Annotated in this window: 12 protein-coding genes; 8 read left to right on the top strand and 4 right to left on the bottom strand. The window is 53.7% G+C overall.

Annotated features, from left to right (window positions below):
* The first annotated feature begins 88 nt into the window (after positions 1-88).
* The 3 genes from psbC to secA all read left to right on the top strand — a co-directional run bounded on the left by psbC (position 89) and on the right by secA (position 4,889).
* Positions 89-1,471: a photosystem II reaction center protein CP43 gene (gene psbC, locus QQ91_RS21495; protein WP_166278417.1), complete on the top strand. Its 1,383-nt coding sequence runs from the start codon at positions 89-91 to the stop codon at positions 1,469-1,471.
* A gap of 143 nt (positions 1,472-1,614) precedes the next feature.
* Entirely contained in the window at positions 1,615-1,857 is a 243-nt protein-coding gene (locus QQ91_RS21490) for a hypothetical protein (protein WP_166278414.1), read from the top strand.
* A gap of 269 nt (positions 1,858-2,126) precedes the next feature.
* Positions 2,127-4,889 carry a preprotein translocase subunit SecA gene (gene secA / locus QQ91_RS21485; RefSeq protein ID WP_166278411.1) on the top strand — a complete coding sequence of 921 codons (2,763 nt, stop codon included), beginning with the start codon at positions 2,127-2,129 and terminating at the stop codon, positions 4,887-4,889.
* 48 nt (positions 4,890-4,937) lie between these two features.
* Here secA and pxcA read toward each other — a convergent pair whose 3' ends face one another.
* Positions 4,938-6,338 carry a proton extrusion protein PcxA gene (gene pxcA, locus QQ91_RS21480; RefSeq protein WP_166278408.1) on the bottom strand — a complete coding sequence of 467 codons (1,401 nt, stop codon included), beginning with the start codon at positions 6,336-6,338 and terminating at the stop codon, positions 4,938-4,940.
* A 52-nt stretch (positions 6,339-6,390) separates the two neighbouring features.
* On the opposite strand from pxcA, the gene QQ91_RS21475 reads away from it, so the two are divergent.
* From QQ91_RS21475 to QQ91_RS21465, 3 genes are all read left to right on the top strand, one after another.
* On the top strand, positions 6,391-8,526 hold the full coding sequence (locus QQ91_RS21475; protein ID WP_166278405.1) for a recombinase family protein: 2,136 nt from the start codon (positions 6,391-6,393) through the stop codon (positions 8,524-8,526).
* 127 nt (positions 8,527-8,653) lie between these two features.
* Entirely contained in the window at positions 8,654-9,766 is a 1,113-nt protein-coding gene (locus QQ91_RS21470) for a beta-N-acetylglucosaminidase domain-containing protein (protein WP_166278402.1), read from the top strand.
* Positions 9,767-10,076: 310 nt separating this feature from the next.
* Positions 10,077-11,171 (top strand): serine protease, encoded by a 1,095-nt coding sequence (locus QQ91_RS21465; RefSeq protein ID WP_166278399.1) that lies wholly within the window; start codon positions 10,077-10,079, stop codon positions 11,169-11,171.
* An 18-nt stretch (positions 11,172-11,189) separates the two neighbouring features.
* Here the strand turns inward: QQ91_RS21465 and QQ91_RS21460 are convergent, their stop codons facing one another.
* Positions 11,190-11,906, bottom strand: coding sequence for a DNA-binding response regulator (locus QQ91_RS21460; RefSeq protein WP_166278396.1), 717 nt, complete (start codon positions 11,904-11,906; stop codon positions 11,190-11,192).
* A gap of 694 nt (positions 11,907-12,600) precedes the next feature.
* On the opposite strand from QQ91_RS21460, the gene QQ91_RS21455 reads away from it, so the two are divergent.
* Together QQ91_RS21455 and frp are read left to right on the top strand one after the other, a co-directional pair.
* On the top strand, positions 12,601-13,560 hold the full coding sequence (locus QQ91_RS21455; RefSeq protein WP_166278393.1) for an orange carotenoid-binding protein: 960 nt from the start codon (positions 12,601-12,603) through the stop codon (positions 13,558-13,560).
* 157 nt (positions 13,561-13,717) lie between these two features.
* A complete protein-coding gene (frp, locus tag QQ91_RS21450) occupies positions 13,718-14,047 on the top strand; it encodes a fluorescence recovery protein (RefSeq protein ID WP_166278390.1) in 330 nt (109 codons plus the stop codon).
* A gap of 46 nt (positions 14,048-14,093) precedes the next feature.
* On the opposite strand, the gene menH is transcribed toward frp, so the two are convergent.
* Positions 14,094-14,957: a 2-succinyl-6-hydroxy-2,4-cyclohexadiene-1-carboxylate synthase gene (gene menH / locus QQ91_RS21445; RefSeq protein ID WP_166278388.1), complete on the bottom strand. Its 864-nt coding sequence runs from the start codon at positions 14,955-14,957 to the stop codon at positions 14,094-14,096.
* A gap of 5 nt (positions 14,958-14,962) precedes the next feature.
* Complete coding sequence (locus QQ91_RS21440; protein ID WP_349306881.1) at positions 14,963-16,090, bottom strand: sirohydrochlorin chelatase; 1,128 nt, start codon at positions 16,088-16,090, stop codon at positions 14,963-14,965.
* Positions 16,091-16,159 lie beyond the last annotated feature (69 nt).

Raw genomic sequence — 16,159 nt, 5'->3', positions numbered from 1 at the left:
TTGCTGTTGAATGAGGGTCTGCGCGCCTGGATGGCGGTGCAAGACCAGCCCCACGAGAAGTTTGTATTCCCTGAGGAGGTACTCCCACGTGGTAACGCTCTCTAGTAATTCTATGGCGGGCAACCGCGACCAGCAGTCCTCCGGATTTGCCTGGTGGGCGGGAAACGCCCGTTTGATTGATGTTTCCGGTAAGCTCCTTGGAGCGCATGTTGCCCATGCTGGCTTGATTGTCTTTTGGGCCGGTGCCATGACGCTCTTTGAAGTGGCCCACTTTGTCCCTGAAAAGCCCATGTATGAGCAGGGACTGATTCTAATGCCTCATCTGGCAACCCTGGGCTGGGGTGTGGGAGCCGGTGGTGAAGTGATTGATACCTTCCCCTACTTTGTGGTCGGGGTGTTACATCTGATTTCCTCCGCAGTTTTAGGTTTGGGCGGCATCTACCATGCCCTGCGCGGACCAGACGTGCTTGAGGACTATTCAGATTTCTTTGGCTACGACTGGAAAGATAAGGACAAGATGACCAGCATCTTGGGATTCCACCTCTGCATTCTAGGGGGGGGAGCACTACTGCTGGTGCTGAAGGCCATGGTCTTTGGTGGTTTGTATGACACCTGGGCCCCCGGTGGGGGTGATGTGCGCATCATTACAAACCCCACCCTCAACCCCGCAGTGATCTTTGGGTACTTGCTGAAGGCTCCCTTTGGTGGCGAAGGTTGGATTATTGGCGTTGACAACCTGGAAGATGTAGTGGGGGGCCACATTTGGATTGCCCTCATTTGCATCTTTGGGGGAATCTGGCACATTCTAACCAAGCCCTTTGGCTGGGCCCGTCGCGCCTTCATCTGGTCTGGAGAAGCCTACCTTTCCTACAGTCTGGGTGCTCTCTCCATGATGGGATTCATTGCTTCGGCGATGGTTTGGTTTAATAACACGGTTTATCCCAGTGAGTTCTTCGGTCCAACCAACGCCGGAGCCTCTCAATCTCAGTCCTTTGTGTTTTTGGTGCGGGACCAAAAGTTGGGCGCTAACGTGGCATCAGCGCAGGGTCCAACGGGTCTAGGTAAGTATCTCATGCGTTCTCCCACTGGTGAGGTCATCTTTGGGGGGGAAACAATGCGTTTTTGGGATTATCGTGGTCCCTGGGTTGAACCGCTGCGCGGACCCAATGGTTTGGATATCAACAAGATTAAAAACGATATTCAGCCTTGGCAAATCCGCCGGGCTGCTGAGTATATGACTCATGCACCTAACGGATCCATCAACTCAGTGGGGGGTATCATCACCGAGCCCAACTCCTTCAACTTTGTGAACACTCGCCAGTGGCTGGCTGGATCACACTTCATTTTGGCCTTCTTCTTCCTGATCGGTCACCTGTGGCATGCTGGTCGTGCTCGTGCGGCCGCTGCTGGTTTCGAAAAGGGAATTGAGCGTGAAACTGAGCCGGTATTGAGCATGGACGCCTTGGATTAATTCCTCGTTCTGCTGCGGTAAAAAAAGAGGGGCAAAACCTGTCCCTCTTTTTTTGTGCATTATTTTGCCTTGGGACTATCGCTGCTACTTTCGAGGACTAAGGGGTGTACCTTAAGCAGATATTTCTTAGATTGCGAGGTTCTATGGACACCGCTCTATCTAGCGCTATTCTGCACAGCCTCTGGGAAATCATTGAGGAAACCCAGACCCATGCATTAATTCAGCTTGAGGACCAAGAGCTGATTCGGGGGGTACTCCATCAAATGCAGCAGCGGCGATCGCTCTCTGATCACGAGCGCTTTACCGTAACCCAGTATCTGTATCAGCGAAGGATCTTGATTCGCGAACTTGCCGCAGCGCGTCGTGGCGTTGTGCTGCCAGCCTAATCCGCCCGCTTGCCAGGCCGCTTGCCCTCCTGGAAGAAACCCTGATCAGAAAATGATAGAATCGACGCAATGCCTGTCTTGTAAGCCATTGCGTCGATTTTTGTTGTTCTTCCCGCGCTGCAATCTTGAGACACTTTGTAAAGAATTGATAACTTGTAAGGGCAGGGCTACCGCCGGAGGTCTTGGGATGTGGGTGTTCCTCCGCCCACCCAGTGCCTGCGCTCCTCTAAACTTTGCTGACTGACTATCCTGGATAATCGCTACCCATCATGCTTAAAGCCTTACTCGGTGACCCTAATAAGAGAAAGATCAAAAAATATCAGCCCGACATTGTGGAGATTAATCTCCTAGAAGAAGAGATTCAGGCCCTGTCGGACGAAGCGCTTCAGGGAAAAACCGCGGAATTTCGTCAGCGCTATGAGCGGGGAGAAACGCTGGATGATCTGCTGCCGGAAGCCTTTGCGGTGGTGCGGGAGGCCTCTCGTCGGGTGTTGGGCATGCGGCATTTTGACGTACAGCTCATGGGCGGCATGATTCTTCACGAGGGGCAGATTGCAGAGATGCGTACCGGGGAAGGAAAAACCCTGGTCTCCACCCTACCCGCCTACCTGAACGCGATCCCAGGGAAAGGGGTGCACGTGATTACCGTGAACGACTACTTGGCCAGGCGAGATGCCGAATGGATGGGGCAGGTCCATCGCTTTTTGGGGTTGAGTGTGGGCCTCATTCAGCAGTCCATGGCCCCTGAGGAACGCCAGAAAAACTACGCCTGCGATATCACCTACGCTACCAACAGTGAGGTGGGATTTGACTACCTGCGGGATAACATGGCCACCTCCATGGCGGATGTGGTGCAGCGGCCGTTTCACTACTGCATTATCGACGAGGTGGATTCAGTCCTGATCGATGAAGCCCGAACGCCGTTAATCATTTCGGGTCAGGTTGAGCGGCCTACAGAGAAGTATCTGGAAGCAGCGCGGGTGGCGCGTCAGCTCCAGAAGGAGGAACATTACGAAGTTGATGAGAAGGCGCGCAACGTGCTGTTGACCGATGAAGGTTTTGAAGAGGCCGAAAAGCTGCTGGGGGTGACCGATTTATTTGATGATCAAGATCCCTGGGCCCATTTTATGTTCAATGCGGTCAAGGCCAAGGAATTATTCATCAAGGACGTTAACTACATCCTCCAGGGCCAGGAGGTTGTGATCGTGGATGAGTTTACCGGACGGGTGATGACGGGTCGACGCTGGAGCGATGGACTACACCAAGCCATTGAGGCCAAGGAAGGGGTTGAAATTCAAAATGAAACCCAGACTCTTGCCACTATTACCTATCAGAATTTGTTTTTAATTTATCCCAAGCTCTCCGGGATGACGGGCACCGCAAAAACGGAAGAGGCGGAGTTTGAGAAAATCTACAAGCTGGAAGTAACCGTGGTGCCAACCAACCGTTCAAATCAGCGCCAGGATGTGCCCGATGTGGTTTACAAGACCGAAGAGGCTAAATGGAAGGCGATCGCCGATGAATGTGCCCAGATGCACGAGCTAGGACGCCCCGTGCTGGTGGGCACCACCAGCGTGGAAAAATCCGAAATTCTGGCCCACCTGCTCAGCGACAAAGGCATCCCCCATCAGCTCCTCAATGCCAAACCAGAAAACGTGGAGCGGGAGTCTGAGATTGTGGCCCAGGCAGGGCGCAAGGGAGCAGTCACGATTGCCACCAATATGGCCGGTCGAGGAACCGACATTATCCTGGGGGGCAACGCTGAATATATGGCAAGGCTTAAGGCCCGCGAGTACCTCATGCCCAAAATTGTTCAGCCGGATCAAGATAACCCGATGGCCATTGCCCAGGCTCCCGTCCCCAAGGCCTCTGCTGCTCAGGGATTTGGGGGCGATGGAAAAGGAACCTCAAAAAGCTGGAGGGTTGCCTCCAGCCTATTTCCCACTGAGCTGTCGACCCAGACAGAAAAGCTGCTTAAGGAAGCCGTGAATTTTGCCGTCAAGCAGCTGGGAGAGCAAAGCCTCCCCGAACTTGAAGCTGAAGAGATGCTGGCCGTCGCCGCAGAAAAGGCGCCCACCGATGACCCGGTCATTCAAAAGCTGCGGGATGCCTATAACAAAATTCGGGAAGAGTACGAGGTGTACACCAGCCAGGAACACAATCAGGTGGTGGAGCTCGGAGGACTGCATGTCATTGGGACCGAGCGCCACGAATCGCGCCGCATTGATAACCAGCTCCGAGGACGAGCTGGCCGGCAGGGTGACCCCGGCTCGACCCGCTTTTTCTTGAGTCTGGGTGATAATCTGCTGCGCATTTTTGGCGGCGATCGCGTGGCTGGATTGATGAATGCCTTCCGCGTGGAAGACGATATGCCCATCGAGTCGCGAATGTTGACCGGCAGCTTGGAGAACGCCCAACGGAAGGTTGAAACCTACTACTACGACATCCGGAAACAGGTGTTCGAGTACGATGAGGTGATGCACAACCAGCGTCGGGCCATCTATGCTGAACGCCGTCGCGTTCTGGAAGGTGAGGATCTCAAAGATCGGGTGATTGAGTATGCCGAAAAAACCATGGATGACATTGTCGAAGCCTATGTCAATCCTGACCTTCCCCCAGAGGAATGGAAGCTGGACAGCATGGTGGCCAAGGCCAAGGAGTTTGTCTATCTTCTAGAGGACCTGGATCCGAGCGACCTTGAGGATTTCACCATGCCAGAAATGCAAATGTTCCTCAAGGAGCAGGTGCGCCTCGCCTACGAGAAAAAGGAGGCAGAGGTTGAAAAAATGCAGCCTGGTCTGATGCGGCAGGCAGAGCGCTTCTTTATCCTGCAGCAGATTGATACGCTCTGGCGCGAACATCTGCAACAGATGGATGCGCTGCGGGAATCCGTGGGTCTGCGCGGCTATGGCCAGAAAGATCCCCTCGTGGAATACAAGAGCGAAGGTTACGAGCTTTTCCTGGAGATGATGACGGCGATTCGCCGCAACGTGGTTTACTCTTTGTTCCAGTTCAATCCCCAGGGCGCTTAAGCCAGAAAACCAGACAGAACGAACCCAGGGCGGTTGCCTCCAGCCGCCCTACTCATTCATATTGCGATAGGTGGCCACAGCTGAGGGCGATACCTGATTGAGGTAGCGGAAGATCCAGTATTTGAATACGGTATCCAGCATGACTGGAAACGTGGCGATAAACATATTAATAAACGCCCGATTTTGCGGTAAGCCAAAGTGCTCCAGTGCTCCTTCCATGATCACCTCCCAGCCGTGGGGAGAGTGGAAACCAACAAAGACATCGGTAAACAGAATCAGAATGAAGGCCTTGGCGCTGTCGCTCAATCCGTACAAAATTTCGTCAAAAAAGACTTTCAGCACCGCAATTTCTCGACGCCCCGTTGCAATGAGAATGGCAAATACGATGAGGGAAATGAAATCTGCAAAAATGTTCTTAATCGGCTCACGCAGCTCCCACTCGTATTCCTTCGACAGAGCCTGAGCCTTTTCTCGAAGTTTTTGATCCAGTTCTGGAGCGCTCAGGGGATCTTGACTGAGCAAATTGTTGAACTCCAGCCGCTCTTTATACACCGTTAGCTCGTCTAGCACCTTGCGTTCCACCGCTGGATTGATGTGAATTTCCAGCTCCTCCGGTGGCTTGAGATGATTAACCACTGGCCCAATGAGCAGCTGCTTCGAAACTTGCTGGGTTAACAGCGGTAAGATGATGAGGAGAAGTAGAAAGCGCATGGCTGCGCGGGTTCGAGAGCGGGAGCTGCGAAAATCGCGGATGATTTCTTCTTCCATGCCTGGATCGGGGTTCAGCTCCTTCTGAAATCGCCTCGCGGTGCGTAGAATTGATCGCGGAATAAAGCTGGCGCTGCTAAGCTGGCTGCTATCGGGGTCAATATCATCCGATGTAAAATTGGACTGGTAAAAGGACTCCTGCACTGATCGAATCGCTCGGGGCGAGTTTTCTCCATCCTGGCGTCTTGGTGCCGGTGGGGGTGTAGAGTTCGAATTGAGTGCCGTGGGGTCTCGGTAGCGATCAATCACCGCATCAATGAACTTCAGCTTCCGCATAAGGTCCGGATTCGGAATATCGGCTTCCACCTCCGAGGTGTATTCATTTTCCGGAAGTGTATACTCATTGGCGTACTGCCCCGTTGGGTAACGGGTAATGTTGGCCCGTGATCGCAACTGACTGGGCCGATCATCCACAAAGATGCGACTGACGCGAAATTTTGTGAGTTGATTGCGAATTGTGCGGAGATGTTGATTCAGCTCCGCCTGAAAATAGCTCCGAATGGCTTCTTGTTCAGTCCCATCCAAGCGAACCGGTTGACCATCAAAGTGTTCATCTTCCAGTCGTTGGATGGCAATGGCTGCTCGATAAGCTTCCTCAATTGACCGGTCCGGGGTTTCTTGCAGCCATCGTTCGGCCTGGTGAAAAGACTGTCGAAGTTGCGAGAAGATCGAGCCGAGCATGGCCGTTGGCGTATGGAATAGGCATGTTGTATCGTAACAAATTGGTTCTTGATTGAGGGCATCGACAACGACAGTTTGCTGGATTAGTGGACCGGTTCAAAGTGGCAAAACCACTCGACTCATTGAAGCTGCAGGCCAATGGGTCCATCCCGATCTGGCTTACCCCAGACCCCAAACCGCCTTGGGATTTGCCATGAATGCAGAGAATCGCAGGCAGCTCTCGGAAGGGTTAGTGAGGGCAACCAGAGGTCGACTTCCGTTGCAAACCACCACCCCGCTGGGCTTTTTCGAAACAGAAGTCACCCTGTTCTGGCCCTTGCTCATGGAGCAGGGAGACATTGGTGCCCCGGCCCCCCTGCGCCTGCGCCCGGAAACAGAGCAGATCCTGGCGGCGGGCTGCTGGGAAGAGGCGCAGTTACTCCCCCTCTATGATCTCACTCCGTTGCCCCGCGATCGGTGGGTCCGCAATTTGCTGGATGTCCTTCAGCTTGCAGCCTTTGCCAGGGTGCCCTTATCCCGCATTAGCGTAGAGCTGAGCGGCTTAGGAGTTGACCCCCTGACGGGCATCGGTGACCATATCCAAACCCTGCTGATGGATTGGCAAACCTGGTGTCTGGAGCGAGGTTTTGTGACCTATGGTCTGCTCACCTCGCTGTTTGGAAGCCGCCTACTGTCCCATCCCCAATATCTTCATCAGCTTCCCCAGCGCTTCGAGGTCATTCTGGCCGATGATGTTGACAGCTATCCCGCCCTGGCCCGAGATTTGTTTGAAGCCTGTCATCAACAAGGCATTTCTGGGGTGTACACCTATCAGCCCCAAAGCACTCTGCGTCTGGGACTGGGCGCGGATCCGCAATACCTGGCGGGACTAGCGGCCCAGGCCGATGAGGTAATCCCCCTTGCTGCGCCTTCAGATCAGCTTGGAGAGAGGCTCTGGCCAGCAATGCATGAGGCGATCCAGGGATCGCTGCCCGCCGCTCCGCCGCTCCCCGTTCATTGGATTCATACCCTTTCACGATCGCAGCTGCTGCGACAAACCGCAGAGACCATCGTTGATCTGGTGCGATCAGGGAAGGCGGCGCCCCAAGACATCGCCGTCATTGGACCGGGTTTAGATGCCCTAGCGCGGTATGCCCTCACCGAGATCCTTGAGTCCCACCAAATTCCCGTCCGTTCTCTGAAGGACCAGCGTCCCTTGATTAGTTCGGCCTTGGTGCGATCGCTGTTGACGCTGCTGTGTCTGCTCCACAATGGATTAGGCCATTTAATAGACCAAGATCAGGTGGCCGAGATGCTGGTGGTGCTAACCTTGCCTCCACCCTTAAATCCCGCTGAGTCCAGGCTGCCCCGCATTGATCCAGTACGGGCGGGGCTGCTGGCAGATTATTGCTTTCAGCCCGACGCCACCACCCCTTGCCTGTTAGACATCCAACAGTTTGCGCGTTGGGATCGCATTGGGGCGGAAGCGGCGATTGCCTACGATCAGCTGCGAAGTTGGATTAGGCATCAGCGATCGCAGATAGATTCCCTTTCCGGGCCACCGGCCGCTTTCCCAAGCCTGGCCCCACTGCTGGGGAATGCGATACTGCAATTTTTTGGGTCCCAGCCGCTCAGCCTGGACGACCATGCAGTGCTTCAGGAATTACTCGAAACCGCTCAGCACCTGGACGAGGTGAGTGCAACGCTGCGAGGCCAAGCTTCCTCAGCCTGGCCACCGGCTGCTTGCCCAAGCTTGGCCACCGCTCTCTGGCGATCGCCCCCTCGGTGTTTAATTGATCTGCTGCGCCAGGGAACCATTACTGCCAATCCCGACCCAACAACGTTCACTGGACAAGCGCTGCAGGCGGTGACCCTGGCCACCGCCTATCAGTATCGTCTAGGACGGCTCACCCATCCTGTACATTTCTGGCTTGATATTGCTTCCCCCCTATGGCAGCAGGGCGGAGCCGCGGCGCTCTGGTCAGCCCCATGCTTCTTACGCACCGGGAATTTACGCACCGGGGATCGACCACAGGACATCGAGGCCCTCGATCCACTCGATCAAGAAGCCCTCGAGAAACAGATGGAGGAGTTAAGTTATCGGGTCAAGAACCAGGTTTATGTTTGCCACAGTGAGTTAAATACCGCTGGACAGGAGCAAATGGGGAGACTTAGCCCGTTGCTTGCCTGGTTAGCCCCATCCCCTTGACCCGTTAGGCGGGAAGGAACCTTCGTTTGCGCAGGGAAGATCTTCGCCTAGGGTGAAGCATTGAGGGGCGATCGCCATACATCAGACTCAGCAGTACAATGAGCTGCATCTTGATGAGGCTAAACCCGTGAGCACCCATGCCACTCCTGCCCCCTTTCCCGCATCCCGCAGCGTCGATGATCCCTGCTTTTGCTTTGGCGTGATTGAAGGGTTTTTTGGCCGCGCTTGGTCCTGGATAGCGCGGGAGCAGTGGGCACAGTTCCTGGCTAAGATTGGCGGCAATCTTTATGTCTATGCCCCTAAAAGCGATGGCGCTCTGCGCCGTCACTGGCGTGTCCCCTTTGACAGCCAACATTTGGCCGCCCTCGATCACTGTCGCCAGGTGTATCAACAGGCGGGAGTCGGCTTTGGTGTGGGTCTGACGCTGCTAGATGTGCAGCAGGGACTCACCCCAGCAGATCTTGAGGCGCTCAGGGTTAAGATTTACCAACTCAATCAGCTGAATCTGGATCTGTTAGCTATCCTCTTCGATGATATGCGTGGAGATTTTCCCGGACTGGCTGCCACCCAGCTCGATCTCGTGAATCGAGTCGTACATTCCAGTCATGCAAAGCGATTTGCCGTTTGTCCTACTTACTACTCTGAGGATCCTGCCCTAGAGCGAGTATTTGGCCAGCGACCATCGGGCTATTGGGAGACGCTGCGATCCCTCGACCCTGACATTGATCTGTTCTGGACCGGCCCTCAAGTTTGCTCCCAGAGCTATTCCCCGGCACATCTCGCGGAGGTTAACCATCGGCTAGGGCGGCCGGTGCTGCTGTGGGATAACTATCCAGTCAATGACGCCCAGCGGTTGGTCACCCGCCTATTCTTGAATGGGATCGGTCAGCGAGAGGCTCGCCTGCGATCGGGATGCCGTGGACAGCTGATGAACCCTATGAATCAGCCCTTGCTGTCTCGGATTGCGATCGCCACCATGGCCCGAGTTCACCAGCACGGCATTCAAACTCCACCGCCAAATTCTCACGCTGAAATTCAGGCGATCGCGGCTCCGCAGCTGGCCAAGCTGTTGATTCGGGACGCCAAGCAGTTTGCCGAATCCGGGTTAGAAGGACTTTCTGAGTCAGAGCGGCAGTCGCTGATCCAGGACTATTCAAACTGCCAAGATCCAATGGCGCAGGAAGTCGTGGATTGGTTACAGGGCAAATATGCCTTTGACCCAGCCTGTCTAACGGAGTGACTACTCCCGCCCCTGAATCAAAGAATACAGTGGGGGCTTCCCCGCCTCACGACTGAGAGTTCCTGGATTATGACCCCGCAGGGTCAACGCCACTTAGCTAGAACAGCAGATGCTATTCCCCGTCAGAACGACTATCACAGGCAGTTTCCATTCCCCGCAATCCACGGGTACGTATGACCTGGGCGGCTGCAACATCTCTATCAGTGGTGTAGCCACACTCAAGTCTGCGACTAGAAGCAGACCAATCATGATTGGCTGTTGAGGGGGGATCACGAGCTAAACTCATGGGACGTTGCCATTGATCCTTCCTATGTCTCGCTTTCTGTTGCCGACTTTCCTGCTAGGAGTCTCCCTAGCGATCGCTGCCCCTCATCCTGCCCACGCAGTCTCAGATGCGAGGATCAATGCGATCGCGCAGAAAATTACGGTGCGCATCCAGCACCCAACGTCCTCCGGCTCCGGTATTCTGATTCAGCGGCAGGGAAATCAATATACGCTGCTAACAGCAGCTCATGTTTTAGCAGAGCCAGGGCCTTACCAGGTGGTGACGCCGGATGGAAAATCCCATCGGCTCACGCCAGACTCCATCCAATCCCATTCCCAGGCAGACCTGGCGATCGCTCAATTCCAGAGTGCAGACAGCTATGAGATCGCGGTCATCAGCCAAGCACCCCTCACAGAAGGCAGTTCTGTTTTTGTGGCTGGATTTCCGGCCACCACCGCTGCCATTACAGAGCCCGTTTATAGCTTCACCGACGGCAAGCTCATGGCGCAAGCGAAGACTGCACTGGCGGATGGCTATGGTCTGATCTATAACAATCAAACGCTGCCAGGCATGAGCGGTGGCCCGGTTCTCAATCAGGAGGGGCAACTGATTGGGATTCACGGTCGAGCCGATGCAAGCATCAACCCCCAGGACGAAAGCCTCAACCCTGGAATTTTTGTCAAGTCTGGGGCCAATCTGGGATTACCGGTTCAGCTTGTCTATGGACTATTGCCGCGCCATCAGCTCTCTTTTGCTAAGTCGTCGCCCCATCAGGCGCTCATCCAGGATTTGATGGCCCAGGCGGATTTCCGGCGCAGACAGCGGGATATTCCAGGGGCGACCGCCGCCCTGGATCAGGTGATTCGCCTTGACCCCAACTACTACGAAGCCTACATGGTGCGCGGCGATATTCACCTAACCCAGCGGGATGACTACGCCGCGATCGCCGACTTCTATCAGGCGGTTCAGGTGGATCCCAGTTTGGGTGAAGGTCACTACAATCTTGGGCTAGCACACCTGAGAGCGGGTGGCGGGAGAGACTCGATTCCCCACTTTGAAAAGGCAGCGACTATTTTCAAAGCGAAAAAACAGACCGAGAAATATCAGGCGGCTCAAGATCAGCTAAAGCGCTTGAGGTAGAGCGGTTTAAGTTAGGCGCTAAAATGGCGTAGTCACAAAGTCGAAGTTGCCGTCTCCAACAGTTTGGCGCAGCGTTTCCATAATCTGTCTGGAATTATCGTGGGGACCGCAGAAATAAAAGGGTTTTCCATTTTTTCCGAATTCAATCCGCAGGCTTCCATCCCAGGTTCCCAGATATTTTCGAGTTTGATCAAAATCCCGATGGGGCTTAAAGCCAAGCGTTTGTGCGTAGTCTACAGCACCCAACGCGATCGCCTGAGCCTGCTCTAGAGAAATTTGTTGCGGCTTGGCCTCAAATGGCTCGTAAATATGCTGCAAAAATCTGGTGTACTTGGTTGCATTGACCGTTTTGGGGCCAAGGGTGTTCTTGATTCCCAAGCACCAGTAATCCACCAGATAGGAGCAAACTACAAAGGTCCCAAAGCGAACTTCTCGGGCGACAACCACAATAGCCAAGCCTGAACTTGCCGCCCCTTCTTGAAATGCCTCATCTTCAGAGGTTTGATCCTCAATATGGTTGCCTTCGCCAAAAAAATGTTCGGCTGCCGCTGAATTGACCCAGCATTCTTTGACCGGGGGCAGTTCATCGGTGTCAGAATTTGGAGTCTGCTGAGAAAGCTTCTGCAGGATTGCTGAAACCTCAGCGGGGCGTAGCCCTAACTTGCGAGCAATTTGCTTAGGCGCAACCTTGAGGGCGCGGAGTTTAGCAATTTCTTGTTCCTGTTCTGGCTGCATGGATGTTCTCCAAAAAGCACTTCATCTGTCCTTACACAATACCTGTCTAGCCGTTAATCCCAACGCATGAAAAGAGGGCAGACTGGACAACCGCATCACCCCTCAGCTCAGTGGGACACAATACCAGCCCTTGGCCGGACTCAACACGGTGACGCGACAGGTCAATACCGATCCTTGCAAGCGGTCGTCAAGTCCCGCCAGCCTGTCTCATGGCATAAGCCAAACTTATCGGTTGGTTTTGGTTGACGAAGGACTGACGCGGTTTAGCTAGGGACTCATCCTCCGTGAAGGTAGACGGGGATGGAGGCGATCGCGTGACTGTATCTATCAATTGGGCGGTGTTGGCAAAACCCCTGTTCCCTTCACCCCTTCCGGTACTGACGGGCGCTGCAGTGATCATGAAAATCTCCCTGCCAAGGACAGGGAGAACCTTTTGCACATTGCGAATATTGATGTATTTCTATTGTGATGGATCCTAATATTGATTGCCATAAATATATGTTTTGCTTTTTAATGACTTTAGTCTATGCTTGGCTGACCGTATCAGATTTAACCATTTCCTCTCTTACCCTTATGATGAAAGGCGAAACTGATGAGAGGGCTTTTTGGGGTCAAGGTCAAGCAGCCTTAGCTTCAAAATATTGTGTTTCGCCCTTTCTGTTGACTGTCTGCTTTACATTCAGGACTTAAGTAAATGTCTTACACAATTGATTCTGCAAGGAATATCTTCCCATCGACCCTGTCTGCGGACGCAGTGCCAGCAACGACGGCCCGCTTCAATCAGTTGAGTGCGGAAGACCAATTAGCATTGATTTGGTTTGCCTATTTAGAAATGGGAAAAACCATTACAATTGCTGCGCCAGGGGCCGCTAGTATGCAGTTTGCTGAACGGACCTTAGAGCAAATCAAGCAGATGACACCTCTGGAACAAACCCAGACCATGTGTGATTTAGCGAACCGTGCAGACACGGAAATTTCCCGCACCTACGCAACTTGGACTCCTAACATCAAGCTGGGCTTCTGGTATCAGCTAGGACAGTGGATGGATAAGGGCTACGTTGCTCCAATTCCTGAAGGGTACAAGCTTTCTGCTAATGCTGCGGCTGTGTTACAGGCCATTCGCAATTTGGAACCAGGTCAGCAGATTACGGTGTTGCGAAACTCAGTAGTCGATATGGGGTTTGACACCAGCAAGTTGGGAAGCTTCACCGCTGTTTCTGAGCCCGTTTCTCCTCCTAAGGAAATGTCACGGCGAACTCAAGTTTCCATCGAGGGCGTCTCGAATGAAACGGTTCTCAGCTACATGAACAACCTGAATGCCAATGATTTTGACGCCTTGATTCAGCTCTTTGCCCCGGATGGCGCACTCCAGCCCCCCTTTCGCAAACCCATTGTGGGGAAAGATGCTGTCCTCCGTTTCTTCAAAGAAGAATGTCAGAATCTCAACCTGATTCCTGAGCGTGGTGTCTCTGAATCGGCGGAGGACGGATATCTCCAGGTCAAGGTGACAGGTAAGTGTCAAACGCCTTGGTTTGGTGCCAGCGTTGGTATGGATATTGCTTGGCGGTTTTTGCTGAATCCTGAGAACCAGATCTTCTTTGTCGCGATTGACTTGTTAGCCTCGCCGAAAGAACTCCTGAACCTCATGCGCTAAAAGGTTTGATCTGCGTTCAGGTTGAGCCCTTGAGACTTAATTTTCCTATAAAGTCTCAAGGGCTTTATGGGAAAGAGACACCGCTGTTGTTTTGTAACGTTCGTCTTCAGTCCTCCTTTTCGTTATCATAAACAAGCGAGAGTTAAGTTTTAAGAAGATGACGCAGCAGGCTGAAATTTACTGGAGTAGTGAAGAGAAAATTATTGTTAAGACTGCGCTGGAAAATGCCTATGCTCGGGAAGTGAGCGCCTTGGTGGAGGATGTTCGTCAGCGAGCCACCCAATTAACGGGTACAGAGGAAGTTTGGCAGCTCCATGACTTCTTGAGTGCCCGCAGGCATGATATTGACGGTAAGTATGACGATAGAGAGTCTTTCTTGCTTTACACGCTATCGAGGCTTGTTAAGGACGGCTGGCTAGACCTCAGTGAGCTAGTGGGTTTAGAGCCGGGTAAACGGGCCAAGGTTAACTTGCTAACTCGCATGTAACCGCGAAATATCCAGTCGCGTAAGATCCGTTCAACCAGCTAACGTCCTACGGTAAAAATTGCCTCAGGCTTGCTAAGTAAAAATCCGCCGCCTCAAAATGCACGACATGTCCACAGTTCGGACCAATTGCCAGTTGAAACCGGGCATTGCGATCGCGCATCTGCTGATTAATGTCCACAAATTTTCGATCTTGTTCGCCCACTAACAAAAGGGTGGGCACCGAGCATTGGGAAAGCTGGTTCCACAGAGACGGCTGACTGCCCAGTCCCAAATAGCGCAGCGATCGCGCCAGTTCTGTCGGGCAATTTCGCCGCCGCCGTAAAAGCAGAGCTGCGTAATCCTGATGCTGCTGAATTCTGGCAAACAGCGGTTGCCCATACCACGCATTTAGAAAAGCCGCGAATTCCCCAGACCCCGACTTCATTGCCCCTAGCCGCTCGGCTAACAGGCCGTCGCGCTGTCGTCGCTGCTGCTGCTCGCCGGCGGTTGCCAGTCCCGGAGATGCAGACTCCAGCACAACCCGATTCCAGACCTGGGGACTATGCAACGCCAGATACAGAGCCAGCCGCCCTCCCATGGAGTAGCCCACCAGATGACAGGGGGTAACCTGCCACTGTTCTACAAGCTGCCGTAAGCTTTGGGCAATGGTCTCCAGGGTGTAATGCGTCTGGGCCGTGCGCGTCTGGCCGTGGCCGGGCAAATCAACCGCAATGCAGTAGTAGCGGCGGCTGATTTGGGCGGCGATCGCAGCATAGTCTTGGGCACAGCCCATAAATCCGTGTAAGAACAAAACGGTGGGCTGCCCTAGCGGATCAGCCTCCGTTTGTGGGCGATCGCCCCAGGTTTGAATGTGATAGTGAATTGGCTCTAGATCAATGATCGTATCGCCGCAGCCACGAAGCGAGGACATGGCGGTTAGGGCACCTGCCAAATGCGTTGATGATAATCGGCAGGTTGATCCACATTCAGGTGGGAATGCTCATGGTGATGATGTCCATGGGTGTCTTGATGTCCATGGGAGTGATGAGACCCGTGGGAGTGATGAGATCCGTGGGAGTCAGGGGCATGGGCCGCGTGAAAATGCCCCGGCCCATGCTCAGGGACAGCAGGCTCATGGCTATGCAGAGGAGAATCCCCCCCTGCTTCCAGGGCAGTCAAGCGAAACTTACACAGTTCGCAATTCATGGCAACGGTGCCCAGTTGAGTTTCAATTTCGCGATCGCGCACCAGCTGCATCAGCTCTGGCTGAATCCCCATCTCGGGTAGACAGGATACCAGCGTTTCGGGATTTTTCTCCTGCTCAGCCTGTGCAATTGTAAAAATCTTTTCCACCAACGCCCCGGTGAATAGAAAGTAAGGCAGCACCACAATTCGCTTGGGCTGATAGAGTCTGGCTCGACGAAAGCCTTCCTCTAGGCGGGGATGGGTAATTCCAATGAAGCAGGTTTCTAGGGTCAGGTAGTTGCTGCCTTCCCAAAGCATCCGCGCCATCTTGCACACATCACTATTCGCGTCGGGGTCACTAGATCCGCGTCCCACAAACAGCAGCACCGTCTCAGCGCGCGAAATTTGCCGGGGGTTCGCCTCAAGGGTGTCCAACTCCGCAAGCCGCAATCGCCAGAGATCCAGCAGACTAGGGGCAATGCCTAAATGCCGACCGTAGTGAAACTTGAGCTGCGGATGTCGAGATCGACAGCGGTCCAGTTCGTTCGTAACATCAAACTTATTGTGCCGGGCTGCAAACAACAAAAAGGGTAGGGCTGATAGCTCGGTATATCCCTGGGCAACGCATCGATCCACCACCTCTTGAATAGAGGGCCCTGTGAGTTCCAGGAAACAGGGAAACACCGGTCGCGAAGTATCTAAGGCTTGATAAGCCTGTGCAAAATCCATAAAGGCCTGTCTCCCCTGTGTATTACGTGTTCCATGCCCGATCAAGAGCAAGGGACGGTGCATGGGCAGGGGGGGAAGCGTGACTGTCGTTGGCAAGCTAGAGACAGGCGTAAAACGTTCAGGGGGAAGGGTCAGATCAAGCTTAGACACAGAAAATTCAATCCATTGCAAAGACAAATGGCGAAGGTCGCAAGCCCCTCTCCCCTCAGCAGGATATCA

Origin of the sequence: Lyngbya confervoides BDU141951 (genome assembly GCF_000817775.3) — a bacterium.
Classification (GTDB): domain Bacteria; phylum Cyanobacteriota; class Cyanobacteriia; order Thermosynechococcales; family Thermosynechococcaceae; genus Lyngbya; species Lyngbya confervoides.
The sequence above is the reverse complement of the archived record's forward strand: the minus strand, read 5'-3'. Positions and strand labels throughout refer to the sequence as shown.

Excerpts from the sequence above, each read along its gene's own strand:
- QQ91_RS21490 (WP_166278414.1), top strand. The coding sequence starts at position 1,615 with ATGGACACCGCTCTATCTAGCGCTATTCTGCACAGCCTCTGGGAAATC.
- secA (WP_166278411.1), top strand. The coding sequence starts at position 2,127 with ATGCTTAAAGCCTTACTCGGTGACCCTAATAAGAGAAAGATCAAAAAA.
- pxcA (WP_166278408.1), bottom strand. The coding sequence starts at position 6,338 with ATGCTCGGCTCGATCTTCTCGCAACTTCGACAGTCTTTTCACCAGGCC.
- QQ91_RS21465 (WP_166278399.1), top strand. The coding sequence starts at position 10,077 with ATGTCTCGCTTTCTGTTGCCGACTTTCCTGCTAGGAGTCTCCCTAGCG.
- QQ91_RS21460 (WP_166278396.1), bottom strand. The coding sequence starts at position 11,906 with ATGCAGCCAGAACAGGAACAAGAAATTGCTAAACTCCGCGCCCTCAAG.
- QQ91_RS21455 (WP_166278393.1), top strand. The coding sequence starts at position 12,601 with ATGTCTTACACAATTGATTCTGCAAGGAATATCTTCCCATCGACCCTG.
- frp (WP_166278390.1), top strand. The coding sequence starts at position 13,718 with ATGACGCAGCAGGCTGAAATTTACTGGAGTAGTGAAGAGAAAATTATT.
- menH (WP_166278388.1), bottom strand. The coding sequence starts at position 14,957 with ATGTCCTCGCTTCGTGGCTGCGGCGATACGATCATTGATCTAGAGCCA.